At 63.9% G+C, this 25,677-nt stretch carries 20 protein-coding genes; 13 read left to right on the forward strand and 7 right to left on the reverse strand.

Going from position 1 to position 25,677, the window contains the following annotated elements; all coding sequences use genetic code 11:
• Window positions 1-50: 50 nt before the first annotated feature.
• The gene (locus PPA02S_RS01305) at window positions 51-2,651 is read right to left on the reverse strand and encodes a glycoside hydrolase 5 family protein (protein ID WP_028634081.1); all 2,601 of its coding nucleotides are present in this window, start codon (window positions 2,649-2,651) and stop codon (window positions 51-53) included.
• Complete coding sequence (locus tag PPA02S_RS01310) at window positions 2,648-4,198, reverse strand: O-antigen ligase family protein (protein ID WP_028634080.1); 1,551 nt, start codon at window positions 4,196-4,198, stop codon at window positions 2,648-2,650. The genes PPA02S_RS01305 and PPA02S_RS01310 overlap by 4 nt, the downstream gene beginning before the upstream one ends.
• 95 nt (window positions 4,199-4,293) lie before the next feature.
• Here PPA02S_RS01310 and PPA02S_RS01315 point away from each other — a divergent pair, with 95 nt between their 5' ends.
• From PPA02S_RS01315 to PPA02S_RS01370, 11 genes are all read left to right on the forward strand, one after another.
• A complete protein-coding gene (locus tag PPA02S_RS01315; protein WP_028634079.1) occupies window positions 4,294-5,670 on the forward strand; it encodes an oligosaccharide flippase family protein in 1,377 nt (458 codons plus the stop codon).
• A 235-nt stretch (window positions 5,671-5,905) separates the two neighbouring features.
• On the forward strand, window positions 5,906-7,372 hold the full coding sequence (locus PPA02S_RS01325; protein WP_028634077.1) for an FAD-dependent oxidoreductase: 1,467 nt from the start codon (window positions 5,906-5,908) through the stop codon (window positions 7,370-7,372).
• Between the two features lie 102 nt (window positions 7,373-7,474).
• Window positions 7,475-8,092, forward strand: coding sequence for an acyltransferase (locus PPA02S_RS01330; protein ID WP_028634076.1), 618 nt, complete (start codon window positions 7,475-7,477; stop codon window positions 8,090-8,092).
• Complete coding sequence (locus tag PPA02S_RS01335) at window positions 8,085-9,038, forward strand: glycosyltransferase family 2 protein (protein ID WP_033728056.1); 954 nt, start codon at window positions 8,085-8,087, stop codon at window positions 9,036-9,038. Before PPA02S_RS01330 ends, PPA02S_RS01335 begins: the two co-directional genes overlap by 8 nt.
• Before the next feature lie 8 nt (window positions 9,039-9,046).
• Window positions 9,047-9,571 (forward strand): serine O-acetyltransferase, encoded by a 525-nt coding sequence (locus tag PPA02S_RS01340; protein ID WP_028634074.1) that lies wholly within the window; start codon window positions 9,047-9,049, stop codon window positions 9,569-9,571.
• A complete protein-coding gene (locus PPA02S_RS01345) occupies window positions 9,568-10,551 on the forward strand; it encodes a glycosyltransferase family 2 protein (protein WP_033728055.1) in 984 nt (327 codons plus the stop codon). Before PPA02S_RS01340 ends, PPA02S_RS01345 begins: the two co-directional genes overlap by 4 nt.
• A 10-nt stretch (window positions 10,552-10,561) precedes the next feature.
• Entirely contained in the window at window positions 10,562-11,572 is a 1,011-nt protein-coding gene (locus tag PPA02S_RS01350; RefSeq protein ID WP_028634072.1) for a DUF535 family protein, read from the forward strand.
• A 42-nt stretch (window positions 11,573-11,614) separates the two neighbouring features.
• The gene (locus tag PPA02S_RS01355; RefSeq protein WP_028634071.1) at window positions 11,615-12,817 is read left to right on the forward strand and encodes a glycosyltransferase family 4 protein; all 1,203 of its coding nucleotides are present in this window, start codon (window positions 11,615-11,617) and stop codon (window positions 12,815-12,817) included.
• Window positions 12,814-14,004: a glycosyltransferase family 2 protein gene (locus tag PPA02S_RS01360; RefSeq protein ID WP_028634070.1), complete on the forward strand. Its 1,191-nt coding sequence runs from the start codon at window positions 12,814-12,816 to the stop codon at window positions 14,002-14,004. Before PPA02S_RS01355 ends, PPA02S_RS01360 begins: the two co-directional genes overlap by 4 nt.
• Window positions 14,004-14,744 carry a WecB/TagA/CpsF family glycosyltransferase gene (locus PPA02S_RS01365; protein ID WP_028634069.1) on the forward strand — a complete coding sequence of 247 codons (741 nt, stop codon included), beginning with the start codon at window positions 14,004-14,006 and terminating at the stop codon, window positions 14,742-14,744. The genes PPA02S_RS01360 and PPA02S_RS01365 overlap by 1 nt, the downstream gene beginning before the upstream one ends.
• Before the next feature lie 109 nt (window positions 14,745-14,853).
• On the forward strand, window positions 14,854-16,275 hold the full coding sequence (locus PPA02S_RS01370) for an undecaprenyl-phosphate glucose phosphotransferase (protein WP_028634068.1): 1,422 nt from the start codon (window positions 14,854-14,856) through the stop codon (window positions 16,273-16,275).
• On the opposite strand, the gene PPA02S_RS01375 is transcribed toward PPA02S_RS01370, so the two are convergent.
• On the reverse strand, window positions 16,269-17,225 hold the full coding sequence (locus tag PPA02S_RS01375; protein ID WP_028634067.1) for a LysR substrate-binding domain-containing protein: 957 nt from the start codon (window positions 17,223-17,225) through the stop codon (window positions 16,269-16,271). The two genes, PPA02S_RS01370 and PPA02S_RS01375, sit on opposite strands and share 7 nt — an antisense overlap.
• A 146-nt stretch (window positions 17,226-17,371) precedes the next feature.
• On the opposite strand from PPA02S_RS01375, the gene PPA02S_RS01380 reads away from it, so the two are divergent.
• Window positions 17,372-18,748 carry an L-serine ammonia-lyase gene (locus tag PPA02S_RS01380; RefSeq protein WP_028634066.1) on the forward strand — a complete coding sequence of 459 codons (1,377 nt, stop codon included), beginning with the start codon at window positions 17,372-17,374 and terminating at the stop codon, window positions 18,746-18,748.
• Window positions 18,749-18,762: 14 nt separating this feature from the next.
• Here the strand turns inward: PPA02S_RS01380 and PPA02S_RS01385 are convergent, their stop codons facing one another.
• The 4 genes from PPA02S_RS01385 to PPA02S_RS01400 all read right to left on the reverse strand — a co-directional run bounded on the left by PPA02S_RS01385 (window position 18,763) and on the right by PPA02S_RS01400 (window position 24,598).
• A complete protein-coding gene (locus PPA02S_RS01385) occupies window positions 18,763-20,658 on the reverse strand; it encodes an acyltransferase family protein (protein WP_028634065.1) in 1,896 nt (631 codons plus the stop codon).
• A 117-nt stretch (window positions 20,659-20,775) separates the two neighbouring features.
• Window positions 20,776-22,071 carry an NAD(P)/FAD-dependent oxidoreductase gene (locus tag PPA02S_RS01390; RefSeq protein WP_028634064.1) on the reverse strand — a complete coding sequence of 432 codons (1,296 nt, stop codon included), beginning with the start codon at window positions 22,069-22,071 and terminating at the stop codon, window positions 20,776-20,778.
• Window positions 22,072-22,084: 13 nt separating this feature from the next.
• On the reverse strand, window positions 22,085-23,173 hold the full coding sequence (locus tag PPA02S_RS01395) for a polyamine ABC transporter substrate-binding protein (protein WP_028634063.1): 1,089 nt from the start codon (window positions 23,171-23,173) through the stop codon (window positions 22,085-22,087).
• Between the two features lie 66 nt (window positions 23,174-23,239).
• Window positions 23,240-24,598, reverse strand: a complete 1,359-nt coding sequence (locus PPA02S_RS01400; RefSeq protein ID WP_028634062.1) for a glutamine synthetase family protein — start codon at window positions 24,596-24,598, stop codon at window positions 23,240-23,242.
• 152 nt (window positions 24,599-24,750) lie between these two features.
• Between PPA02S_RS01400 and PPA02S_RS01405 the strand changes: the two genes are divergently transcribed.
• Window positions 24,751-25,659, forward strand: a complete 909-nt coding sequence (locus PPA02S_RS01405; RefSeq protein ID WP_028634061.1) for a helix-turn-helix domain-containing protein — start codon at window positions 24,751-24,753, stop codon at window positions 25,657-25,659.
• Window positions 25,660-25,677 lie beyond the last annotated feature (18 nt).

Here is a 25,677-nt window from a genome sequence, read left to right on the forward strand (position 1 = left end):
GGAACGTGCAGGTGGGTCACAGGTGACCTGAGCGTAGATGGCCATATGCCCTATTTCAAGAACAGCCAATTGGACATGTAGCTGCCATCCAGCGTGATGCGGTACTGCCCATCCTTGTAGCTGGCCGGCAGCGGCTTGAGCTGGGCCTGGGCATCTCGGGCGAACAGTTTGAGGCCGGCTGGTGCCTTGATACTCAGGTCGGCCTTGAGCGGCTCGACGTAGAAGGGCGTCTTGTCATCGGCCTTGGGGACAGCGCGGGTGCCCAGCGACAGCAGCAGGCTGCGGGATTGGCCCAGAGGCTCGCCGTCCAGGCTCTGCACTGCCACGCTGGCATAAGGCGTATGGGCCTTGATCTCGATGGCACCCAAGGTGAGGGTGCGCTCGCCCAGCCAACCGGTAGCCGCCTGGGTCAGTGGTGTGTCGATGGTGTAGATGCCCTGTTGCCAGTTGCGCGACAGCTCTCCCGTGTCACTGACCACGTGGCTGGCATCGGCTGGCAGCAACGCTTGCCCGGGGTCAACCAACACCTGCGCATCAGCGGGTACGGCGGCAGGTTTCAGCCATGGTAGTTCTGGCGTCACCGGCAGCGCGATCTGCAACTGGCCCAGGCCCACTGCCGTGCGCAGCAGTGCCGAGGTGCGTGGGGTGATCTCCTGGTTGTACAAGGTGGCAGGTGGCGGGGCGAACACGAAGTGGGTCTTGGCCAGTTGCACATCGCCCCGGCGGTACAGCAGGGCTGCTGCGGGCAGGGTGGCGAGCATGGCCGGGTCGTTGTAGGCATGCCAGTTGTCCGCGGTGCGCCAACCGGGGTTGAACGCCTGCTGGCTGTAGGCGTATTGCAGCATGGCGTCCCAGCCCTGGTAGCTGGCGGTACCGGCCACGTACAGCGGCAGTGAATGGCGGTCGGGCAGGGGGAATGGCTCGGCATTCCACTCGGTAACGGTCAGCGGCTTGCCGACAACTTGGGCAGCCGCCAGCCAGTCGATCATGCCATCGCTGGTGAGGGGGTTCTTCTCCAGCTGGCCACCGGCACCGTAGCTGTGGGCATCGATCACATCACCCACGCTCAACGCGGGGAGGGCACTCAGCCCGTTGCCACCCCAGGTGCTGGTGGTGGCAATCGGCACCCGCACCCCCAGGCCCCGCAGGTGCGCGATCATGTCGGCGTTGAAGCGCTGTTCCAGGTCATTGAGAAACAGCTTTGACGGGCCGTGCTCCCAGGCGCGCCAGGTCTGGTCGGCTGGCAGGTTGTGCTGCCTGGCGAATGCCTTGGCTGCGGCCATGTAGCGTTCGCTGTGCTGCGGTACGCCTTTGTCGGGCAACAGCGCGTTGCCGTAATGCTGGGTAATGTCGTTTTCGTTGGTGATGAGCACGGCGGCGATGGCCGGGTCATCCTTGTAGGCAAGCCCGGTGTAGGCGTTCACGTGGGTCAGGTATTGCTCGGCAAAGCGCTTCATCGCCTGCTGGATGCTGGCGTTGACGTAGGCGTAGCCCTTGAGGTCAACCCGGTCGCCGCCCTTGGCCAGCTCAGCGAAATCATCGATGCCGTCGCCCGCGGCAAGCGCCCTTTGCACATGCATGTCCAGCCAGATGTAAATGCCTTCGTCCTTCAACGCCTTGATCCACAGGTCGAGCTTGCGCAGGGCATCGGCGTCCAGCTGGCGGGTATCACGCACACGTGTGCCATCGCCGAACACGTTGGGGCTGACCCAGGGCGAGTCGTGGTGGTGCAGGCGCACCAGGTTGAACCCCAGCGCCGACAGCCGCTTGGCTTGCTGGCGAATCTCTTCGTCAGGGCTCTTGAACAATGAGTAGGCCGACAGGTTGGTGCCCCAGAAGCGCACCAGGGTGTTGTCCTCGAACACCAGTCGCTCGCCTTCAGCCTTCAGGAAGCCGTGCTTGCCGGCAGGCTTTTCCTGGGCGTTGAGAAACGACAGGTCCACCGGGGAGGTGCGCCAGTCCAACTGATCGTCTGGCCAGCTGGCGGGGTCTACCAGGCCAAAGCGTTCAGTGGCCGTGGGCGCCAGGGCGATGTCGCCGGTCACGTTGAGCACGGCTTTTATCTGCTGCTTGCCTGGGGTGATCGGGTCTTTGTACAGAAAAGCGCGGAGCTCGGCCGGGTTGCCCCGCTCGAAGTAGATGTTGGCCAGTGGCGGGTCGAAGCGCATTTCCACGCGCCGCCCCTTGTCTGCATTGCCCCACGACCAGCCGCTGTTGCCGGGCAACAGTTGTGGCGGGCCCATTTCGCCACTGATTTGGGCGGGGTCGAACTGGAACATGATGCCGCCCCCCATTACCCCGGCCTGGCGGCTGTGGGCGGTGAGGTCGAAGGCCCAGACGAGGGTTTGTGGCTGTTCTTTACCGATGCTGGCCTGCAGGTCGAAGTCCAGTGCCTTGTTCTGCCCTTGCAGGCTGTACTGGTAGGGGCCGTCTACCTTGAAGCCGGTCTGGAAGGCCGTCCAGCTCCAGTTCCCTGCCCAGAAGTCGAACTTGGCCGTCATCACTGGCCCGCCGCCCCGGGTCACGGTGGGCAAGCCATTGCTTTCATCGACACTCACTTGCCAGGCCGTCGCCCACCCGGCCAGTGGCAGCACGGCCAGTGCGGCCAGGGTAGAAAGGCGCAGCAGGGATCGCAGCCGGTGCGGGGTCATGGCAAGTTCCTGGGAAGGGAGGGCCTGGGGCCGGTGGCGGGGTCTGCCAGCGGCAACGCCTGGCGCTGGTGAAGCCTGCGCACCATGTGCACATAGGCCACACCAATGCCCGCGATTGACCAGTACACGATGGGGATGAAGGTAATGCTGCTGACGGTGAAGATGATGACCAGAATGCCGACCAGCGTGGCCAGCAGCACCCGGCCCAGCTGCCTTCGCTCGTCGTCCTTGTCTTCGAAACTGCGCATGGCCTTGTAGATGCCATGCAGTACCACCGCGAAGAACGCCACGAACAGGCCCAGCCCCACCAGCCCCACCCGCAGCGCCAGGTTGATGTAAGTGTTGACGATATCAATGATGCCTTCGCCCTGGATCATCGACTGCATTTCCGGCGTGTTGCGGAAATCGAACGAGCCGAACAGCGGATTACGCTGGATGACGATCCAGGCGTTGTCCATCAGCCGTTCGCGATAGGTGATGTTTTCTTTTTCCAGGTTGCCAATGAATGGCAGCAGGTCCAGTACCTTGTCACCACCCGGTACCACGCTGAGCAAGGGCAGGGCGAGCATGCCGGCCGCTGCCAGCAGCGTCAGGCGCTTTACCGCCCCCCTGCCCAAGGCAATGAACACCGCCACGATAACCACCGCGCCAATCCACGGCCCCCGGGACAACGGCGCAAACAGCCCGGCAGCCAGCAACAGTGCGCCCATCAGCCGGTGAAGCGGGCGGCGTACGTACCCCTGCACAAACAGGAACAAGCCAATGGCTACGCTCATCACGTAACCCAGCACGATGGCCTGCCCGGTAGTGACGCTGGCACGCAATGCCCCGCCTCGGCTGAGGTAACCGGACAGGGTCCAGGGCACGCCCATGGCGTCGATCAGCGCGCTGTAGAGCAGCCAGTGCCGCACGTATTCGGCCACCGCAATGATCGCCAGCACAAATGACACCAGCACGAAGGCCAGCAGCGCGTCCTTGAACTCACTGAGCTGGCGCAGCCCGCGGCTGGCAACGTAGTAGGGCAGGAACACATCGATGTACAGGTACAGGGCCTGGCGCAGGGTGTCGGTGAGCGTGGTTTCGCGCAGGTACAGCCCGCCCATCAGCAGCAGGCCGGCTGCCAGCAGCCGGTCGGCCCAGGTGCGGCCAAAGCGCAGCCCATCGGGTTGACGGCGCAGTGCCAGGGCCGCCGGCAACAGCACGCACAGGGTCAATAGCCGGATGTGGTTGAGATCGACCAGGTAGTTGACCACGCCAAACCCTGGCACCTGTACCGCCGCAGGGGGGATCAGGAACAGCAGCATGTAGAACAGCGCCGTTGGGTTGTGCTCCCGGCGCCCGGCCAGGTACAGGATCACGCCCGCCGCAATGACGTACAGCCAGAAGCTCTGGGACACGAACGCCAGCACCGTCAACACGAACCACAGGTTGCGCCTGCGCTTGAAGTCGGCGGGTGGAATCAGGTCAGTGGCTGGCCGGCGAGCCAGCACGAAAACCACGGTTGCCAGAAACAGGATGACGATCAGCGCGCGTAAATGTTCAGGCATCGGCTATGTACACCTTTCCCTTGGTGGGCAACGGCTAGCAACGTGGCTAAATGAAACTATAGTGACTTTTAGCCATTCAGTCAGAGATTGAACGCATGCCGTCGATTGATGTGCCAGCCGCCGCCAGCCTGCGCTCGCGGGCCCTGCATGCCGGGTCCTGGAACCTGGTGTCGCAGGTGGCATCGCAGCTCATGCGCCTGGGTGGCAACCTGATCATGGCGCGCCTTCTGCTCCCGGAAATGTTCGGCGTGATGGTGATCGCTACCACGGTATCCGTACTGCTGCACTTGCTCTCAGACGTAGGCCTTCGGCAGAACATCATCCAGAGCCACCGGGGCGATGACCCTGCGTTTCTCAATACCGCCTGGACCGTGCAGATCATCCGCGGCTTCACCTTGTTCGCCCTGACCTTGCTGCTGTCGCTGTTGGCGTGGCTGGCCCAGGTGGAGAACGTGTGGCCTGCCGATTCCACCTATGCGGCACCGGTACTGCCCTGGGTACTGGCCGCCACCGGCCTGTCTGCGGTGATTTGGGGTTTTCAGTCGACCAAGCTGGATGTGGCGGTGCGCACCTTCCAGCAAAAGCGCGTGGTGCTGGTAGACCTGGCTTCGCAATTGGTCGGTTTGCTGGTGATGCTGGTGCTGGGCTACCTCACCCATTCCATCTGGGCGCTGGTGATCGCCGGGCTGGTGTCGGCGCTGGTGTGGACGGTGCTGGGGCATACCGCGCTTGAAGGCCATGGCAACCGGCTGCAGTGGGACCGCAGTGCGCTGACCGAGCTGATTGTGTTTGGCCGCTGGATCCTGTTGTCATCGATGGTAGGGGTGCTGGCCATGTACGGCGACCGCATCTGGTTTGGCGCCAGCATGACGGCTGCGCAACTGGGCGTGTACTCCATCGCGGTGCTGATCCTCGGTGCTGTGCAGATGGCAATCATGAAGGTGGTGGGGGCCGTGGCTCTGCCCGCATTCAGTGAAGCGGCGCGTGCCGATGACCGGCAGCGCCTGAACGCCCTGTACCAGCGCTTTCGCCTGTTGGTAGACCTGCTGGTGCTGTTTGTCTGCGGCGGCTTCCTGACCGCCAGCCCACTGCTGATCGGCTGGATGTACGACGAGCGTTACAGCGAGGCTGGCCCGATGCTCGCGATTCTTTCACTCTCTTTCCTTACATTGCGCTATACATTGGCGCATCAGGTATGGATTGCCCTGGGGCTGACCAAGTACCAGGCCATGGACAACATCATCCGCCTGGTATCGCTGTGGGGGCTGCTGCCGCTGCTGTTGGCCCTGGGCGGTGTGGACTGGGCGATCTGGGGCGTCGCCCTGCATACCGCCCCCACGCTGGTGTTGATCGTGTACGTGAATTGCAAGCTGGGGATATTCAGCCTGAAACGTGAACTGGTGGTGTTGCCGATGCTGCTGGTCGGCGCCCTGTGCGGGGCATTGCTCACGGCGGTATTCGAGCAGCTGTAGTGGGGCAGGCAAGTGTAACTTTCTTGGGGACGGGTCGGGTGATCATGGGGAAGCTGACAGTGTGTGCGTCGCAAGTGGGTCGTAGGGGCTTTCTGCAGAGTTGCGTACTGTTGGGCGTGGGCGGCGCAGTGCTTGGCCCCCAGGCGGTGCTGGCGGCCAGGCCTGCCGGGCAGGCGGGCTTCGTGGTAATCAACGGTTGGGTGTTGCCCGCCCGGTATTTTCGGGACCAGCCGGCATGATTGCCGATTATCAGCAGCAGAAAACGCTGCGGGGCAGCTATGACGTGTGCATCATCGGCGCAGGCCCTGCGGGCATCACCTTGGCGCTGCGCCTGGCAACTGCCGGCCACAGCGTATTGCTGGCCGAAGGCGGCGGGCAGGAATATTCGCCCCGCTCCCAAGGGCTGTATGCCTGCTCATCCAGCGGCCTGCAACTGTATGCCGAGGAAGCCCGGCTGCGTTACCTGGGCGGTACGTCCAACCATTGGGCAGGCCGCTGCCGGCCGTTCAGCCCCTCGGATTTCACGATCGCGCCCCCGGGCGACCTGCCGGGCTGGCCCATCCCCTATGAGGAAATCGAGCGTTATTTGCCGGCGGCGATGGACATTGTCGACCTGCCTGCCGGCGCGCCGTTCAAGGCCATCAATACCGGCCTGGATGGCGGTGAATTCGACCCGGACCGCTTTCTGCTCAGCCCACCCACCCGGTTTGCGCAAAAGTACGCCACGGCCCTGGAGCAGACCGAGGGCCTGGACGTGTTCCTCAACTGCAATTGCGTCGACCTGGAATTCGACAGTGCCGCTGGCCGCCTGGCGGCAGTGGTCCTGTCTGATTACGAGGGCAACCGCCAGCGCCAGGTGGCGCGCTATTTCATCCTGGCCGCGGGCGCCATTGAAAATGCCCGGCAGTTGCTCAACAGCCAGTCGCTGGCAGATGCCGGTGTGATCAGCAAAGGCGGGCTGGTAGGCGGGTGCTTCATGGAGCACCTGAACGTCGACATGGGTACCTTCATCCTCAAGCCCGGGCTGGACCAGGACGCCCGCGAGTACTACACCACCGACGCCTTCGTCGAGCAGTACAAGATCGGCAAGGGCAACGTCAGGGCCGCGCTGCTGGCTGAGGTGCAAACCTACGGCCGCACGGCCGAGGTGAAGCATTTTCTGGAAAACCTGGCCTGTGACATGGGCGTGGCCGGCAAGGTGGAATTCGTGGCCCGCTTCAGCTGCCCGGGTGATGGGGTGATCAGCACCATGATCGAGCAGTTCCCCAGCCTGCAAAGCCGTATCTCGTTGCTGGAGCAGAAGGACGCCCTGGGCGTGGCCAAGGTCAACGTCAACTGGGTGCTCACCGCCGAGGACCGCAACACCATCAAGTGCATCGGTACCACGCTGGCCACCCAGTGGGCTGACATGGAACTGGGCTTCGTCAAGCTCAACGACTACGTCTACGACACGTCAATACCGCTGAAACTCTCGCCCCACGCCCACCACATGGGCACCACCCGCATGGCCGCTTCACCCCAGCACGGGGTGGTGGACACCGATTGCAAGGTATTCGGCACCGACAACCTCTATGCGGCGGGTAGCAGCATTTTTGCCACCGGCGGTGCTTCCAACCCGACCATGCCGCTGCTGCAATTTGCCGTACGCCTGGCCGAGCACCTTGACGGGAGGATCAGCGCAGCCCGCAGCGCAGCGGCGTAAAAAGGCGACAGGGCATGAGCGCGCACCGGTCAGCAACCACAAGAACGAGACCGTGGCGCTTCAGGGACTATTTGGATTGCATTGATCGCGAGGCCAGGCAGCATGATCGGATGGATACGCAGAGCCGTGACGCACTATGCGCACTCCACAGGGCGAGGACGCGCGTTCTACAAGAAATTCTGCAACCCGTCCGGGTTGGAGTGGGGGGCTTACCTGGCCCGCTGGGGTGGCTTTCATTCGGTGGGCAGTAACTTCTATGTCAACCAGGGCTGCAACATCACCGACCCGTCGTTGGTGCGCATCGGCAACAGTGTGGGGTTGTCCGACTGCACCCTGATCGGGCACGACGGGGTGGTGTTGCTGATCGAGCACCGCTTCGGCAAGCACCTGGATTCAGTCGGTTTCATCGACATCAAGGACAACTGCTTCGTCGGCCACGGCGCCATCGTCATGCCCAGGGTGACCATCGGCCCGGAATCGATCGTGGCCGCAGGTGCCGTCGTAACCAAGGATGTGCCGCCCGGCACGGTGTATGGCGGTAACCCGGCCACTTTTATCTGCACCACCGACGCGCTGATCAAACGGGTGGAAGCCCGCTGTGAGGCCTACCCCTGGATCGACATCGTCAAGCAGCGCAACGGCGCCTACGACCCAGAGGTCGAGCCACTGCTGATGGCGCAGCGGCGCCAGTACTTCTTCGGGGACAGCGACAATGGCTAAGCCCGTGGATGTGCTGGTGGTCAATTTCAACACTGGCGCTTTGCTGCAGCCCATGTTCGACGCCCTGCGGCACGCCGGCAGCGATGAGTTGGCCCGCTACCTGGTGGTCGACAACGCATCTGCCGACGACTCCGTAAAACGCCTGGCCCAGGTCTGCCCCGACGCTGTAGTGCTGGCCAACCAACAGAACGTGGGGTTCGGCCGCGCCAACAATCAGCTGTTGGCGCACCTGCAGGGCCGCTATGCGTTGCTGCTCAATACCGATGCGTTCGTGGCCGCCGACACCCTGCGCAGAACCTTAGCGTACATGGAAAGCGATCCCCAATGTGGGGTGCTCGGCGTCAGACTGGAAGGGCGGGATGGCGACCTGCAGCCAAGCTGCCGGTACTTTCCCACTCCGTTGAATGTGTTTGCAGGGCGTACGGGTTTGGGGCGGTTTTTCCCCGGGCTGAAAATGGTCGACGAGATGGGCTGGGACCATGCCTCGGTACGCGAATGCGACTGGCTGCCCGGCTGCTTCTACCTGGTACGCCGTGAAGTGCTGGACCAGGTGGGCCTGTTCGACCCACGGTTCTTCCTCTATTACGAAGAGGTGGACCACTGCAAGCGGGTCAAGGCCGCGGGGTGGAAGGTGGTGTTCTACCCCGACACCACGGTGGTGCACATCGGTGGCGAAAGCTCCAAGTCGGTAGCTGAACTGGAGGCGGCCAGCCGGCAGATCTCTGCTTACCAGATCGAAAGCGAGCTGCTGTACTTTCGCAAACACCACGGCATTGCCGGCCTGGCCTTGCACATGCTGCTGGTCAGCCTGGGCGACCTGGTGCTGGCGCTCAAGGCCTTGCTCAAGCGCCGGGGGCGGGCTGCGTTGCTGGCCTGCTGGCGCCATAGCAAGGCGACGTGGGCATTGCTGCTCAAAACCCGCTACGCCACCCAACCCACGAGGTAGTACGCGCCATGTTCGAGAATATTCGTGCCGACCTGCGGGCCCATGGGGGCGATTGGGGCGCACAGGGGTTCTGGGTGCTGCTGGTGTACCGCTTCGGGCGCTGGCGCTACGGGGTGCGCCCGGCCTTGTTGCGCAAGCTGTTTTCGTTCATCTACAAAGTGCTGTTCAAGTTCGTGCAGATCATCACCGGCGTCGAGTTGCCCTGCGAAGCGGTGATTGGCCGCAATTTCGTCATCGACCACTTCGGCGGCATCGTCGTCAGTGGCTATGCGCGCTTCGGTGACAATTGCCGTATCCGCAATGGCGTGGTCGTGGGGCTGAAACGGGTGGACAGGCCGGTGGCGCCGGTATTCGGCGATAACGTGGATATCGGCACCGGGGCCAAGGTGCTGGGGGAAATCCGCATCGGTAACAACGTGATCATCGGGGCCAATGCCGTAGTGCTGGTGGATGTGCCGGACGACTGCATTGCGGTGGGAGTACCTGCCACGGTCAAGGCCAGGCGCACAGCCGGTGCGGAGGCTGTCGAGTGAGCGTTACGCCCGAGCTTGGCGTGGTGGTGATTGGCCGCAACGAAGGCCAGCGCCTGGCGCGCTGCCTTCAGTCCCTGGCTGAGCGCACCGACAGCGTGGTGTACGTCGACTCCGGCTCCACGGATGGCTCTGTGGCACTGGCGCAAAGCCTGGGTGTTCAGGTACTCGCGCTGGACCTGCGCATCCCCTTTACCGCTGCCCGCGCCCGCAATGAAGGCTTTGCAGCTCTGCTGCGGTCAGTGCCGGGCTTGCACTGGGTGCAATTCGTTGACGGCGATTGCGAGGTGGCCCCGCGCTGGCTGGCTACCGCCCAGGCCTTTTTGCAGCAGCACGCCGATGTCGCCGTGGTGTGCGGGCGCCGCCGCGAGCGGTTTGCCCGACAGACGCCTTACAACCTGCTTTGCGACATGGAGTGGGACACCCCGGTGGGCGAGGCCAAGGCCTGCGGCGGCGATGCATTGATGCGGGTACAGGCCTTTGACGCCGTCGGTGGGTTTCGCCCAGGCCTGATCGCGGGCGAGGAGCCCGAGTTGTGCGTACGCCTGCGGGCTGCAGGCTGGAAGGTCTGGCGCCTGGACGCCGAGATGACCCTGCACGACGCGGCCATGACCCGTTTCAGCCAATGGTGGCGGCGCTCCCAGCGGGCCGGCTTTGCCTATGCCGAAGGCGCGCAACTGCACGGTGCGCCCCCTGAGCGGCACTGGCTGCAGGAGTCCCGCCGGGCATGGCTGTGGGGCCTGGGCGTACCGTTGGTGGTGGTGCTAGCCTGCCTGGCGCTGGGCGCCTGGGGGTTGTTGCTGCTGGCTGTGTACCCGGTGCAGGTCGTGCGCCTGGCCCGTCGTGGTCAGCGCACCCCCAAGGAAAACTGGCTGCAGGCGGTGTTTCTGGTCATTGGCAAGTTCCCGGAAATGCTGGGGCAGCTGAAATTTTGGCGCCAGCGCCTGCTGGCCGGCAAATCGACGTTGATCGAGTACAAGTGAGAGCCCACCCATGATGCTCGGCACCCTCGTCAAAAGCGTATCCAGCCTGCAACCGGGTTACTCGTTACGGGCATTGAACAGCAAGCGCCGGCTGGTGCAGCAGATGCTCATCCACCGACACGACCTGGGCCGGTTCATGCAACGCATGCAGGCGGCGTTGGGGCCTGATTGCTGGCAGCGGCTGGGCATGGACGGCATAGGCGTCGTGCAATGGCCGTACATCAGCCGGGGCTGGGCGGCGCCGCGCCGGCTGGAGGCGGTGGCTGCGCACTTTGAAGTGGTGGCTGGCCAATTTCCGCACCTGCTGGTGGAGGGCCGGGATCAGTCCATCGTGCTGTACGACCTTTCTGCCCAGTCTGCCGGTTGCAGCCTGGTACTGGACCGCCCAGTCTGGTTCAAGCGCGAGGGCGAGCTGGTGTTGAACCTGTTCCGGGGTGACCTGCGGGTCGCTTCGCTGGCGTTCACTCTTAGCCGCAGCGAAGGGCCGCTGGTAATGTTCGTCGGTGCCGTGCAGGGCATCCACAGGGGTATCGACAGCGACACCTCGCTGGCCATCTACCGCGACCTGACCAAGGATTTCGAAGGCCTGCGCCCCCGCAGCCTGCTGCTGGAGGCGCTCAAATGCCTGGCCCGGTGCCTGGGCGTGGCGGAAATCAACGCCGTGAGCGACGCTTACCGCCACCATCGGCATGCCTACTTCGGCCAAGACGAGGGCAAGCCCCTGGCAGCGGACTATGACGTTATCTGGCAGGAGAGCGGCGGCATGGCGTCGCACCGTGAAGGCTTCTTCGCCATACCCTTGGTGGCCGCACAGCGCGCCGAGGCGGACATCCCGGCCAAAAAGCGTGCTATGTACCGGCGCCGGCATGCGCTGTTGCTGGAGGTTTTCGCAGGTTTGCAGGGGGCATTGGCGGGCGCGGGTGGCAGCCATGAACTACAAGGTAAACAGGGGGATGCATGCGTTGAGCGTGTATCGGCAGTGGGCAGACCGCCGGTGATCGGCAGCCAGGAACAGGGCTGACACAGGCGCTAGGCCATCAAGCGGGTTTGGATCTGGATTCGTATGCGTATCGCCTACTTCATCAATCAGTACCCGAAGGTGAGCCACAGTTTCATCCGCCGCGAGATCCTGGCGCTGGAGCGCCTGGGTGTGCAGGTGCAGCGTCTGGCGCTGCGGGGTTGGGATGCCGAGGTGCAGGACGCCGACGATGCCAGTGAAAAGCTCAAGACCCGTTACGTGCTGCAAGGCGGCTTGCGTGCATTGATCGCACCCACCTGGCACGCACTGCGCCATCAACCCCGGCGGTTCCTTCAGGCATTGTGCCTGGCCCTGGGCATGGGCCGCCGGGCCGATCGGGCCTGGCCCTACCATGTGATCTACCTGGCCGAGGCCTGCCAGTTGCTGCAGTGGTTGCAGGCCAGTGGGGCCAGCCATGTGCATGCCCATTTCGGCACCAATTCGGCTGAGGTGGTGATGCTGGCCAACGCACTGGGTGGCCCTGCGTACAGCTTTACCGTGCACGGGCCTGAAGAGTTCGATAAACCGCAGTTCCTGCACCTGGGTGAAAAGGCCCGACGCGCCGCGTTCGTGGCAGCCGTCAGCGCCTATGGGCGCAGCCAGTTGTACCGTTGGGTGGCCCACGAGCACTGGCCTCGGATAAAAGTGGTGCATTGTGGCCTTGAGCAGGCCTTTCATGCGGTACCGGCTGTAGCGGTGCCCGCTGCGCCCAGGCTGGTGTGCGTGGGGCGCTTGTGCGAACAGAAGGGGCAGTTGCTGTTGCTGGAGGCGGCGCGCAGGCTCGCCGCCGAGGCGACGGCGTTCGAGCTGGTGCTGGCAGGTGATGGCGAGATGCGCGGGGAGATTGAGCGGTTGATTGACCGCTACGGGCTGCAGCGCCATGTACGGGTTACAGGGTGGATCAGCAGCGCACAGGTGCGTGAAGAAATCCTCGCAGCACGCGCACTGGTTTTACCCAGCTTTGCCGAGGGCCTGCCCGTGGTCATCATGGAGGCCATGGCCTTGCGCCGGCCGGTAATCACTACCTATGTAGCGGGCATTCCCGAACTGGTACGCCCTGGTGAAAATGGCTGGCTGGTGCCGGCTGGCGATGTGGAGCAACTGACCGAAGCCATGGCTGACTGCCTGGCGCAACCGGTGCAGAACCTGCAGCGCATGGGCGACGCGGCTTACCACCGTGTACTGCAACGCCATGACATCGATACCGAGGCGGCCCGGCTGGCCGGTTATTTCAAGGCAGACGCATGATTAGTGTATTGGGTGGGTTGCTGGGCGTGCTGGCGTTGATCGCCCTGGTGCCGGTGCTGGTGCTTTTGCTGCAGGTGGTGCTGGCTTGCCTGCCCGCGCGCCGGCAACGGCCGATGGCTGGTGGTGCAAGGCCGCGGGTGGCGGTACTGGTGCCCGCCCATGACGAGGCGTCGATCATCGCCACTACCCTGGCCAGTATCACCCCCCAGCTGCTGCCCGGCGACCGAGTGCTGGTGGTTGCGGACAACTGCACCGATGACACCGCACGCCTGGCGGGCGTTGCCGGCGCTGAGGTGGTCGAGCGCCAGGACGCACGGTTGCGTGGCAAGGGCTATGCGCTGGACTTCGGCCTGCGCCACCTGGCCAGCCAGGCCCCGGACGTGGTGATTGTGGTGGATGCCGACTGCGTGGTGGGCGAGGGCGCCATCGAGCGCCTGGCGCGCCGTTGCGTTGAGGCGGGCAGGCCGGTGCAGGGGCTGTACCTGATGCGCGCACCGGCAGGTGCCGGGGCGAAAGTGCAGGTCGCCGAATTTGCCTGGCGGGTAAAAAACCTGGTGCGCCCACGGGGTTGGGCCCGCCTGGGGTTGCCGTGCCAGCTGATGGGGGCTGGCATGGCGTTCCGTTGGCAGGACCTGGCGGGGGTCGACCTGGCCAACGGCCACTTGGTCGAAGATATTAAACTCGGGCTGGACCTGTGCCAGCAGGGCAAGCCCCCGCTGTTCTGCCCCGAGGCGTTGGTGACCAGCCAGTTTCCGGTGAGCCAGCAGGGCCTCAACAGCCAGCGCACCCGTTGGGAGCATGGCCACTTGGGCCTGATTCTGGCCGATGCCCCGCGGCGGGCCATGGCTGCGGTGCAGCAACGCAACGGTGCCCTGGCAGCCCTGACCCTGGACCTGCTGGTGCCGCCTCTGGCGCTGCTGGTGCTGGCCTTGCTCGGGCTGAATCTGCTGACCTGGCTGGCCTACGCCGTGCTGGGCCTGGCAACGCCAGCCTGGCTAGCCCTCTGGGCGCTTGTGTTGCTGGCGCTTGCCGTGGGCCTGGCCTGGTTGCGCTTCTGCCGGGAGGTCATTCCGTTCTCGGTGCTGCTGTACGCGCCTTTTTATGCCGCCCGCAAAATCCCGCTGTACCTGGGCTTTCTGATCAAGCGCCAGGTCGAGTGGGTGCGCTCCAAACGGGATGACGACTGATGCCTCGACGACTTTGGCGGCAGCGCTGGCAACGCATCATCGATCAGCTGCAGGTTGTGCAGAACAATGACGCAGCCCAGGGGCTGCTTGCGCAGCTCGCCGCCCCCACTGCGCCTACCGTACTGGGGTTCGTCAACGCCCATGCCATGAACCTGGTAGTGCGCGACAGCGCCTACTGCCAGGCGCTGCTGTCGGCAGGCGTGCTGTTGCGCGACGGTTCGGGCATGGCCATTCTGTACCGCAGGCTGGGGCTGGCGCCGGGCCTGAACATGAACGGCACCGACTTCATCCCCAGGCTGCTGGGGGCGTACCGTGGCCGCCGTGTGGCGTTCTGGGGCACGCGCCAGCCCTACCTGGGCCAGGCCGCGCAGCGCTGCGCGGCTACCTTTGGGGTACAGCCGGTGTCGGTGCACGATGGGTTCGCCGCCATCGACACCTACCTGGAACTGGCCGGCAAGCACCGGCCCGACCTGATCGTGCTGGGCATGGGCATGCCACGGCAGGAAGCCGTGGCGGCAGCGCTGGCCGAAAGCGGCCAACCGTGCCTGATCATCTGTGGCGGGGCGATTCTGGATTTTCTGGGGGGCAAGGTCAGCCGTGCGCCGGGCTGGCTGCGGCGCTTCGGGCTGGAGTGGTTGTACCGCCTGGTGCGCGAACCCAAGCGCCTGTTCATGCGCTATGTGGCCGGTAACCCGCTGTTTCTGCTACGCACCCTGCTGTTCAGCAGCCGCTCGCCATGATGCTACAGTGAGATCAATGCATCGGCGCTTCACCCGCTTCGCTTACGCTGTTTTCAGGTTGGCTGTTTGATCGCTGGCAGTTGCCAGGCACCCACCGAAGAGGTCTGAAATGGTTTTCGAACCCCGAAGCAGCCGTTCGTTGCTTCAGCGCAGAAGCAGTGTGAGCAATGCCATTCAGGCGGGCCTGGACGGCATCGCCGTCACCGGGATCGCCTGGTACCTGATCTACGACCAGTTTGGCTACATCACCTCCGACTACGTGATCATGCTGCTGTTGCTGATCGGTGCCCTGGCGGTCATCTATGACCATTACGCCATCTACCGCACCAATGTCAGCTTGTCGATCAAGGCGTTTCGCTTGTTCAAGGCCTGGTCGGCCACCTTCTGCTTCTTGGTGGTGATGGCGTTTCTGACCAAGCAGAGCGAAACCTATTCCCGGCTGTTGGTGGTGCAGCTGTTCATTATTGGCTACATCGCCCAGCTTTTTATGCACATCGCCGTGCGCGAGTTGCAAAAACGGTTCACGGCCCACGCCCGCCTGGAAAATGCCCTGATCATCGGTGAGGGTGACCTGGCCAATTTCCTCTACCAGAAAATCAGCAACAACCCGTGGTTCGGCGAACGGGTGCTGGGCTGCGTGCTGCTGGGCCCGGCCCCTGCCGACGCGCCAGAGGCCGCCGAGGCCAAGCAACGCCTGCCAGTGCTTGGGCATATCGGGGAGCTGGACGACATCGTTGCCCGCCATGCCATCCGCACCGTCTACCTGGTAACCCCCCTGGGCGGTTCCGAGGTGATCAACCAGGTGTATTTCAAGCTGCTGGACAAATGCATCGCCGTGAACTGGGTGCCCGATATCTTCTCGCTGCGCCTGATCAACCACAGCGTGCGGGAAATCGCCGGCATCCCGGTGCTGACCCTTTCCGAAACCCCGCTTACCGGCATGAGCCTGTTCCTGAAAAACCTGGAAGACAAAGTGCTCGCTGCGCTGATTCTGCTATGTGCTTCACCGGTGCTGCTGGCGGTGGCCCTGGCGATCAAGCTCGACAGCCCGGGCCCGGTGTTCTTCCGCCAGGAGCGCACGGGTTGGACCGGTGAGTCGTTCCGTATCTGGAAATTTCGCAGCATGCACGTGCACCAACCGGATGGCGGGGAGATCAAGCAGGCGCAGAAGCACGACCCCCGGCTGACCAAGGTGGGCGCGTTCATCCGCCGCACCAGCCTCGACGAGCTGCCCCAGCTGTTCAATGTGCTGACCGGCGAGATGTCGCTGGTGGGCCCCAGGCCCCACGCCCTGCAGCATGACACCCTGTATTCGCAGGACATCGTCGACTACTTCGCCCGCCACAACATCAAGCCCGGCATGACTGGCCTGGCTCAGGTACGCGGCTTCCGGGGGGAGACCAAGGACATCGAGCAGATGATCCAGCGCGTGGATTCGGACATCGAATACATCAACAACTGGTCGCTGTGGCTCGACTTCGTGATCCTGGTGCGCACCCTCAACGCTTTTACCGGCAAGCACGCCTATTGAGTGGGCGTCGGGCCTTGGCCCAGCGGGTGCAACTCGCGAAAACTGTGGGCCTCGGCCACCAGCCAGTCATGCACGGCCCGCGCGCCGGGTTGGCTCAGGCCGCCAGGCGGGTAGTGCACCACATAGCGCTTGTGGTTGGCGATGGCTACACCAAACGGCACGATCAGCGCGCCACGTTCCAGCTCGTCATTGAGCAGTGTCCGCCGGGCAATGGCCACGCCCAGGCCGGCAATGGCCGCCTCGATGGTGAGGTGGTTGCGATTGAAGGTGTGCCCGCGGCGCACATCCTGCGCGGCGGCGCCGATACCCTCCAGGTAGAACTCCCATTCTGCATACTCCGAGCTGCCCCGCCAGGCGGTGATGTCGTGCAGCAGCGGGTAGTGCACCAGGTCGGCCGGGCCGTGCAGGGGCGGGCGGCCACGCAGCAGGCCGGGGGAGCAGACCGGGAAGATCTGCTCGGCCAGCAGCGGGGTAGAAAGCATGCCCGGGTAACTGCCATCGTTCAGGTCGATGGCCAGGTCGAAGTCCCCCGGGGTCAGGGCCTGGGCACTGTCTTCAGCCACCAGCCGCAGTTCGATGTCCGGGTAGCGTTGCTGGAAGCGCGGCAGGCGCGGGGTCAGCCATTTGGCCAAAAATGACGGGATCGAGCGCACCCGCACAGTCCCGCGGATTTCACCCGCGTCCAGGCGCAGCAGTTCGGCCTCGATGCTGCCGTAGGCCTCAGCCACGGTCTGTGCCAGGCGCTGGCCCTCGGCGCTGAGCTCAACGCCACGCGCCCGGCGCACGAACAGGCGATAGCCCAGGCGGTCTTCCAACTGACGCATTTGCTGGCTGACGGCTCCGGGGGTGATGTGCAGCTCCTCGGCGCAACGGGTGAACGACAGGTGCCGCGCCGCGCAGGCGAAGACATGCAGCCAGACAAACGACTGGCCAGTGAGTTGATGCCGCATTGTTTAGCCCTGCTAAAGCCTTGCTTAGGAAGTATCGTTGGTCATTCCAGAGGATGAGGGCCAGTATTGCCTATAACAGGCGCTAGCGCCCACTTTCTTCGCATATCTGTTGCATGCCACAAGGCATCCAGCGGTCAGGTTTTAGCATGGCTATCAGTGTTTTCGACCTCTTCAAAATCGGCATAGGCCCCTCAAGCTCACACACGGTGGGCCCGATGCGCGCTGCGGCAACCTTTGCCCAGGCGTTGCGCGAGCAAGGCCTGTTGGCCCGCGCCCAGCGTGTCGAAGTGCGTCTGTACGGTTCGCTGTCGGCAACCGGGGTAGGGCATGCCACTGATCGGGCATGCCTGTTGGGTTTGATGGGCCAATGGCCTGATCGCATCGACCCGGCCACCATCGACTCGCGCATCGGCCAGGTGTTGCAGGAGCGTTGCCTGATGCTCGATGGCAGCCAGCCGCTGACCTTCGACTATGCGCAAGACATGCTGCTGCTGGACGAAGACCTGCCGTACCACCCCAATGCCATGCGCCTCGAAGCCTTCGACAGCGGCGCCAGCCTGCTCAGCCAGACCTATTACTCGGTCGGCGGCGGCTTCATCGTCGAGCAGGCAGAAATCGACCAACCGGCTGGCAACAGCCAGGCGGTGGCCCTGCCGTACGAATTCGGCAGCGCCGAGCAGTTGCTGAGCCTGTGCAAGGTTCACGGCTTGAGCGTGGCCCAGCTGATGATGGGCAACGAATGTGCCTGGCGGCCTGAGGCAGACGTGCGCGAAGGCCTGCTGCGGATCTGGGCGGCCATGCGTGAGTGCGTGAACAATGGCTTGCGCAACGAAGGCATCCTGCCGGGCGGGTTGCATGTGAAGCGCCGTGCGGCAAAGTTGCACCGCAGCCTTCAGGAACTGGGCAAGCCCAACGTGATCGGCTCGACCCTCAGCGCCATGGAGTGGGTCAACCTGTTCGCCTTGGCGGTCAACGAAGAAAACGCAGCCGGCGGGCGCATGGTCACGGCGCCCACCAACGGTGCTGCGGGTATCATCCCCGCCGTGCTGCACTACTACATGAAGTTCAACCCCACGTCCTCTGATGCCGATGTGGTGGACTTCCTGCTGGCCGCGGCAGCGGTGGGCATCCTGTGCAAGAAGAACGCCTCTATTTCCGGTGCGGAAGTGGGTTGCCAGGGCGAGGTGGGTTCAGCCTGTTCGATGGCTGCCGCCGGCCTGGCGCAGGTGCTGGGGGCAACGCCGCCGCAGCTGGAGAACGCGGCAGAAATTGCCCTGGAGCATAACCTGGGCCTGACGTGCGACCCGGTGGGGGGCCTGGTGCAAGTGCCCTGCATTGAGCGTAACGCCATTGCTGCGGTGAAGGCGATCAACGCCGTGCAGATGGCCTTGCGCGGCGACGGTGAGCATTTCATCTCGCTGGACCGGGTGATTCGCACCATGCGCGACACCGGGGCAGACATGCACGCCAATTACAAGGAAACGTCCCGGGGGGGCCTGGCCGTCGCCTTTGTGGAGTGCTGATGCCCCTGTGGCGCTTAACGCGCCAGCGTGCCTTTGAACAACCCGCGCAATTGCTCGTTGCCGGCATCGATCAGGTGGTTGTCGTCGAAATACAGCGGCACCCCACCCTTGGACCCCATGCATTTCCCATCAGGGCACAAGTACGGCACCGGGTCGATGACCTTGGCGTTGCACGTGGCCGCCGCCGTGTCCATGGCTGACAGCGCCAGCCGGTTGCGGGCCAGGTAACCCGCCAGTGGGGTTGAGATATCAGCCTTGATGCCCAAAACCCGCGCCTGCAGGTTCAACCCCTTGTAGACACTGAACGGCATTTCCGGGATGGGCTTGACGATGTACACGGGCCGGTGGCTTGCCAGCATGCAGACCGTGTCGGTGTAAGCCTGGATGAACCGCTGCTCGAACGCACGGCTGCCTTGGTCCTGTACCCCCTCGAAGTACAGGCTGTAACCGCTGTGGCGACGCGGGTCGGTGTACAGCGCCGCGCGGCTGAACAGGAACAGCGGCACCCCCTGGTGCTCTGTTTGCAGTATCGCGAACTTCTCGGCATTGAACGCCTTGCAGTTGCGCTCGACCTCCTTGTTGTTCATGTGGAACTCGATCAGGGTAGGGCAGCCCGCACGGGCCCAGCCAAGCGCTGCCTGATCGGTTTCCAGCATCAAGGCCGCCGCGGTTGACTGGGCATGGCTGTCACCCAGCAGAATGGCGGTGATTTCGCCAGCGCCCAACTGGCATTGCGAAGCGCCAAACGCGTTCGGTGTGCACTGCTGGGTATACAGCTTGCTTTCGTATTCCGGTTTTCCGTCCTGCTTGACCCAGCGCACCTGAGGGTTGTGCTTGACCGCAGAACCCAGCGCGCCGGCAGCGGCAACCACCAGCAGGCCCATGCCAACGTAGCGGGCAAGGCCCATGGCTGGCCGTGCCACTTTGCGTGTTCTGGCCTCGACGCCATAGTAGGAGAGCGCACCCAGGCCCACCGACAAGAGCATGGCGACCGCGGTCGCCAGCGGGTCGTCCAGCAGCCCGCAGGTATACAGAAACACCACCAGCGGCCAATGCCACAGGTAGATTGAATACGAGCATTTCCCCAGAAATTGCAGCAACCGGTTGCGTGCGAACGCGCTGTTTGAGTTGGCCTGGATCACCAGCATGGCACCGGCAACGGGCACCAGGGCCAGGTAACCAGGCCAGGCAGCGTCGTGTGGCAGCAGCACCAGGGCAGCGCCAATCAGTGCCAGCCCTAGGGTTTCAGAGGCGGCCACCGCCCGCCCCGAAAGCTTCAGCGGGTACAGGTACACCAGCCCGCCGGCAATCATTTCCCATGCCCGGGTAGGCAACAGGAAGAACGAACCTACAGGGTGGCTGGCGCTGTAGGCCATTGAAGCCGCAAGGGAACAGGCCCCCAGGGCCGCCACCATCAGCTTCACCCTACTCAGGTTGCCCAGCTTGAACAGGGCCATGAGGATCAGCGGGTAGAGCAGGTAGAACTGCCACTCCACCGACAGCGACCAGGTGTGCAGCAGCCAGTTTTCCTGCAGTGGGGCGTCGAAGTAGCTGCCGTCCTTGGCAAAGTAGTGGTTGGACGTGAACAGCAGGCTTTCCTTGGTGGTGCGCAACAACTCCCGGTAGTCGTCCGTGGGCAGGAAGAAGTAACCGAACACGGCCAGCACCACGCACAGTGCGGCAAGCGCGGGAATGATCCGGCGCGCCCTGGCGGCATAGAAAGCGATGAGCGAGAACTGCCCGGCTTGCAGGCCAGTGGCGATGATGCGGGTCATGAGATAACCCGAGATCACGAAGAACACATCCACGCCAATGAAGCCGGCGCTCAGGCCTGCGGTCTTGAAGTGGTAGAGCACGACGGACATCACAGCCAACGCCCGCAAGGCGTTGATGTTCTTGTGGAACTGCATGGGTGAGGAATCCTGAACTAACCGGGGCAGCACTGCCCGCTTCCCTTTGAGCGCCCGCTGGGGTGGCGGTGCGTTTTTTAGCGGGGCAGGTTAGCACAGGGCCTGCTGCACAGGGGGTTAACCGAGCGCTTCGCGCAGGCGGTACCAGAGCATGCCCATGGCCAACAGCGGCGAGCGCAGGGCTTTGCCGCCGGGGAAGGTGAGGTGGGGGACGGCGCTGAACACGTCCAGGCCCTGGCTGTGGCCCACGGCTATACCCTCGGCCAACAGCTTGGCGGTCCAGTGGGTCACGTTCAGCCCATGGCCCGAATAGCCTTGGGCGTAGTAGACGTTGGGGTGCTGGCGCAGCCGCCCCACCTGCGGGAACCGGTTGGCCGTGATGCCGATCATGCCGCCCCACTGGTAGTCGATACGCACGTTGGCCAGCTGCGGGAACACGTTGAGCACCTTGGGCCGCATGTAGGCGCCGATGTCCCGAGGGTCGCGCCCGGAGTAGTGGCAAGCGCCCCCGAACAGCAGCCTGCGGTCTGCCGTGAGGCGATAGTAGTCCAGGCCCACTTTCTGGTCGCACAGGGCCATGTTCTGCGGGATCAGGCTGGCTGCCAGCGCCTCGGGCAGCGGCTCGGTGGCCACCACATAGCTGCCGGCTGGCAACACCTTGCCGCTGAGCGTTGGCTCCAGGCCCTCCAGGTGGGCATTGCAACCCAGTACCACGTGCTCCGCCTGCACGCGGCCGTGGGCGGTGTGCACGGTCACCCGTGGGCCGTGTTCGATGCGCAGCACCGGGGTTTGCTCGAAGACCTGCACGCCAAGGCCTGCCGCCGCACGGGCCTCGCCCTGCACCAGGTCCAGCGGGTGCAGGTGGCCGGAGCCCATGTCGACCATGCCCCCGGCATAGCGATCGCTCGCCACGACCTCATGCAGGCGCTCGGCGCTGACCAGGCGGGTTTCGGGGCGATACCCCAGGCTGGCCAGGTCATCCTGCTCGGCGGCGAACGCTTCGAACTGGGCGGGGGTGTTGGCCAATTCGCAAAAGCCCCAGCGCAAGTCGCACGCGATGCCATAGCGGGCGATGCGCTCGGCCACCAGGGTGACCGAATCGATGCCGGCCTGCTTCAGGTAACGCACGCCCTCCTGGCCCACATGCCGAGCAAAACCCGTGACGTCATGGCCGATGCCACGGATCAGCTGGCCGCCGTTGCGCCCACTGGCCCCCCAGCCGACGCGCCGGCCTTCCAGCAGCACCACCGACAGCCCGCGCTCAGCCAGCTCCAGGGCAGTGTTCACCCCGGTGAGGCCGCCGCCGACCACGCACACATCGGCGCTCAGGTCACCCGCAAGGCTGGGGTAGGGCGCCGGTTGCCGGGCGCTGGCGGCATAGTACGAGGCAGTGTGTTGGCTCTGTGCAGGCATGGGTATTCTCAGCTCAGCGGTTGGACTTGATCTTGGTCCAGGACCGGGTCATCAGGCGCATGATCTTCGGGCTCTGGGTGGTGGAGATGTACAGCTTGTCGAGTACCTCCTGCGGCGGATAGATCTCGGGGTTGTTTACCAAGGCTGCATCCATGAAGGCCTTGGCATCCGGGTTGCCGTTGGCGTACCCGACCGTGTCGCTGACCTTGGCGATCACCTTGGGATCCATCAGGTAGTTGATGAAGGCGAGCGCCTGTTCCGGGTTGTTGGCATCCTTGGGGATGGCCAGCAGGTCGAACCAGAGGTTGCTGCCCTCCTTGGGGATGCTGTAGGCGATTTTCACACCGTTCTTGGCCTCGGCGGCGCGGTGAGCGGCCTGGAACACATCGCCGGAGTAGCCGAAGGCGATGCAGATGTTGCCGTTGGCGAGGTCAGACACGTATTTGGAGGAGTGGAAGTAGGTAATGTACGGGCGCAGCGCCAGCAGGCGTGCTTCAGCCTTGGGGTAGTCGGCCGCATTTTCGCTGCGCGGGTTCATGCCCAGGTAGTTGAGCATGGCCGGGAACAGTTCATCCGGGGAGTCCATGAACGCCACACCGCACTGCTTGAGCTTCTTCAGGTTCTCGGGCTCGAACAGTACCGCCCACGAATCGATACGGTCTATGCCCAGGGCGGCCTTGATCTTGTCGACGTTGTAGCCGATGCCGTTGGTGCCCCACAGGTAGGGCACGGCATAGCGGTTGCCGGGGTCGTTCTGCTCCAGCAGTTTCAGCAGCTTGGGGTCCAAGTGCTGCCAGTTGGGCAGCTTGCTGCGGTCCAGCGGCATGAACGCGCCGGCCTGGGCCTGGCGGGCCAGGAAGTGGTTCGAGGGCACCACCACGTCATAACCTGTGCGCCCGGCCAGCAGCTTGCCCTCCAGGGTTTCGTTGGAGTCGAACACGTCATACACCACCTTGATGCCGCTGCTGGCCTGGAAGTCGGCCAGGGTGGTGTCACCGATGTAGTCGGTCCAGTTGTACACGCTGACGCTGGATTCGGCGTGGCTGGTGGTGGCGAACAGCAGGGTGAGTGCAGCCGCCGTCAGGGTGTGCAGATGACGCATGGGAACACCTCGTTGGTCTTGTTGTTCGAAGTCGGTGTAGCGGGGCTGCGGCGCAGCCCCGGTGGCTCAGACGCTCAGCATCAGGAACTCGCGCTCCCACGAGCTGATAACGCGCTTGTAGTTTTCATGCTCGGCACGCTTGACCGCCACATACCCCTGGACGAACTGCTTGCCCAGGTACTGCTGCACGGTTTCGCAGTCTTCCATGTGCTGCAGGGCGTCTTCGATGGTGATCGGCAGGCGCAGATTGCGTCGCTCGTAGGCACGGCCCTGCACCGGTGCGCTGGGGTCGACCTGTTCGACCATGCCCAGGTAGCCGCACAGCAGGCTGGCCGCGATGGCCAGGTAAGGGTTGGCATCTGCGCCGGGCAGGCGGTTTTCCACGCGCATCGACTCGGGGCTGGAGGTGGGCACCCGCAGGCCTGCCGTACGGTTTTCTTCACCCCACTCCACGTTCACCGGTGCCGAGGTGTCTGGCAGGAAACGGCGGAACGAGTTGACGTTGGGTGCGAACATCGGCAGCAGTTTGGGGATGTACTTCTGCAAACCGCCAATATGGTGCAGGAACAACGTGCTCATGCTGCCGTCGTTGTTGGCGAAAATCGGCTTGCCCGTGGCGATATCCACCACGCTCTGGTGCAGGTGCATGGCGCTGCCGGGCTCGTCGGTGATCGGCTTGGCCATGAAGGTGGCGGCCACGTTGTGCTTGAGCGCAGCTTCGCGCATGGTGCGCTTGAACACCGTGATCTGGTCAGCCAGGTCCAAGGCGTCGCCGTGGCGGAAGTTGATCTCCATCTGCGCCGGGCCGTCTTCATGGATCAAGGTGTCCAGGTCCAGGCCTTGCAGCTCGCACCAATCGTAGACATCTTCGAACAGGGGGTCGAATTCGTTGGCGGCGTCGATGGAAAACGACTGGCGGCCACTTTCGGCGCGGCCAGAGCGGCCCAGCGGTACCTGCAACGGCAAGTCCGGGTCTTCGCAGCGCTTGGTCAGGTAGAACTCCATCTCCGGGGCGACAATGGGCTGCCAGCCTTTATCGGCGTAGAGCTTGAGTACTTTCTTGAGCACATTGCGCGGCGACAGCGCAATGGGGTTGCCCTGTTTGTCGAAGGTATCGTGAATCACGATCGCGGTGGGTTCGATGGCCCAGGGTATCTGGTAGACCGCGGTGGGGTCGGGGCGGCACACCATGTCGATGTCGGCCGCGTCCAGCAGGCTGTAGTAGATGTCGTCATCCACGTAGTCGCCGGTCACGGTCTGCAGCAGCACGCTTTCTGGCAGGCGCATGCCACGCTCATGCAGAAACTTGGCGGTCGGGGCGATCTTGCCGCGGGCGATGCCGGTCAGGTCGCTGATCACGCATTCGACTTCGGTGATGCGGTGTTCTTTCAGCCAGGCGGACAGCTGATCGAAAGGGGCGTTCATACAGACCTCTTGGTTGGGTTTTGGGCGGGTAGCAACGCAGGCAGGTGCTTCCCAGGTGACGCGCTGAGGGCTATCTTGGCGACTGATGATTGGGTGATCTATCCACTTTTACCACTTGCCAATGCACCAAAAGAGTGCAAATGGGATATTGCGTGACAGCCGCCAATGCGATGCAGGTCCAGGCGTTCCACACCACCGACGTCACTGAGCAAGTGCGTGCCACCCCTGGCTGGCAGCAGCAGTACCGGCAGATGTCCCCGGGGCATTTCAATGGTGAGCTGCGCAGCCTGGGCCTCGATGGCGTGCAGGTGTACGAGGAGCGCCTCAATACCCGGGTGGAGCAGTTTTTCCGTGCGCCGCCGGGGTCACTGACGTTCTGTTTCGACCGCAGCGATGACAGCCTGTACCTGCTGAACGAGCACAGCCGCAACATCTGGATCACGCCCGAGAACTACCAAGAGGTGGCGGTGGTGTTCGACCAGGCCTTCCTGGCGCAGCAGGGGCTGCACCCATCGCGGCTGGACGGCCTGTACATGATGCCGCTGGGCAGCAGGCAGAACGCGTTGTTCGGCAGTTGGCTCAGTGCCACATTGCGGCAACTGGCCGAAGCGGGCTGCCCGCACCAGGCCCAGGCCCTGGCGCCGCAATTGCTGGAGGACTGCCTGTTCATTCTGGACAACGCCTGCCAGCGCCTCCAGGGCGCGGCCCTGGGCCGACGTGACGAGGCGCGGGCGATCATGCGTTCGGTCAGTGAATGGGCAGCCGATTGCCCTGAAGAAACGCTCAACCTGGTGAAGCTGGCAGACGTGGCCGGGGTGTCGCTGCGCCAGTTGCAACAGGCGTTCCGCGCATTCACCGGTATGCCACCTGCACAATGGCTGCGCTTGCGCCGGCTCAATGGCGCCAGGCGCGACCTGCTGCGTGACACTGGCGTCACGGTGGCAGAGGTCGCCATGCGCTGGTCGTTTTGGCATTTAGGAAGGTTTTCAGAGAGTTACAGGCAGTTGTTCAAGGAGTTTCCAAGCGAGACATTGAAGCGGGTGAGGGTGGGGATGGGCTGACATGGGCCTGCATTCCCC

It is taken from the genome of Pseudomonas parafulva NBRC 16636 = DSM 17004, from assembly GCF_000730645.1.
Lineage (GTDB): Bacteria > Pseudomonadota > Gammaproteobacteria > Pseudomonadales > Pseudomonadaceae > Aquipseudomonas > Aquipseudomonas parafulva.

Excerpts from the sequence above, each read along its gene's own strand:
- PPA02S_RS01305 (WP_028634081.1), bottom strand. The coding sequence starts at position 2,651 with ATGACCCCGCACCGGCTGCGATCCCTGCTGCGCCTTTCTACCCTGGCC.
- PPA02S_RS01310 (WP_028634080.1), bottom strand. The coding sequence starts at position 4,198 with ATGCCTGAACATTTACGCGCGCTGATCGTCATCCTGTTTCTGGCAACC.
- PPA02S_RS01315 (WP_028634079.1), top strand. The coding sequence starts at position 4,294 with ATGCCGTCGATTGATGTGCCAGCCGCCGCCAGCCTGCGCTCGCGGGCC.
- PPA02S_RS01325 (WP_028634077.1), top strand. The coding sequence starts at position 5,906 with ATGATTGCCGATTATCAGCAGCAGAAAACGCTGCGGGGCAGCTATGAC.
- PPA02S_RS01330 (WP_028634076.1), top strand. The coding sequence starts at position 7,475 with ATGATCGGATGGATACGCAGAGCCGTGACGCACTATGCGCACTCCACA.
- PPA02S_RS01335 (WP_033728056.1), top strand. The coding sequence starts at position 8,085 with ATGGCTAAGCCCGTGGATGTGCTGGTGGTCAATTTCAACACTGGCGCT.
- PPA02S_RS01340 (WP_028634074.1), top strand. The coding sequence starts at position 9,047 with ATGTTCGAGAATATTCGTGCCGACCTGCGGGCCCATGGGGGCGATTGG.
- PPA02S_RS01350 (WP_028634072.1), top strand. The coding sequence starts at position 10,562 with ATGATGCTCGGCACCCTCGTCAAAAGCGTATCCAGCCTGCAACCGGGT.
- PPA02S_RS01355 (WP_028634071.1), top strand. The coding sequence starts at position 11,615 with ATGCGTATCGCCTACTTCATCAATCAGTACCCGAAGGTGAGCCACAGT.
- PPA02S_RS01360 (WP_028634070.1), top strand. The coding sequence starts at position 12,814 with ATGATTAGTGTATTGGGTGGGTTGCTGGGCGTGCTGGCGTTGATCGCC.
- PPA02S_RS01365 (WP_028634069.1), top strand. The coding sequence starts at position 14,004 with ATGCCTCGACGACTTTGGCGGCAGCGCTGGCAACGCATCATCGATCAG.
- PPA02S_RS01370 (WP_028634068.1), top strand. The coding sequence starts at position 14,854 with ATGGTTTTCGAACCCCGAAGCAGCCGTTCGTTGCTTCAGCGCAGAAGC.
- PPA02S_RS01375 (WP_028634067.1), bottom strand. The coding sequence starts at position 17,225 with ATGCGGCATCAACTCACTGGCCAGTCGTTTGTCTGGCTGCATGTCTTC.
- PPA02S_RS01380 (WP_028634066.1), top strand. The coding sequence starts at position 17,372 with ATGGCTATCAGTGTTTTCGACCTCTTCAAAATCGGCATAGGCCCCTCA.
- PPA02S_RS01385 (WP_028634065.1), bottom strand. The coding sequence starts at position 20,658 with ATGCAGTTCCACAAGAACATCAACGCCTTGCGGGCGTTGGCTGTGATG.
- PPA02S_RS01390 (WP_028634064.1), bottom strand. The coding sequence starts at position 22,071 with ATGCCTGCACAGAGCCAACACACTGCCTCGTACTATGCCGCCAGCGCC.
- PPA02S_RS01395 (WP_028634063.1), bottom strand. The coding sequence starts at position 23,173 with ATGCGTCATCTGCACACCCTGACGGCGGCTGCACTCACCCTGCTGTTC.
- PPA02S_RS01400 (WP_028634062.1), bottom strand. The coding sequence starts at position 24,598 with ATGAACGCCCCTTTCGATCAGCTGTCCGCCTGGCTGAAAGAACACCGC.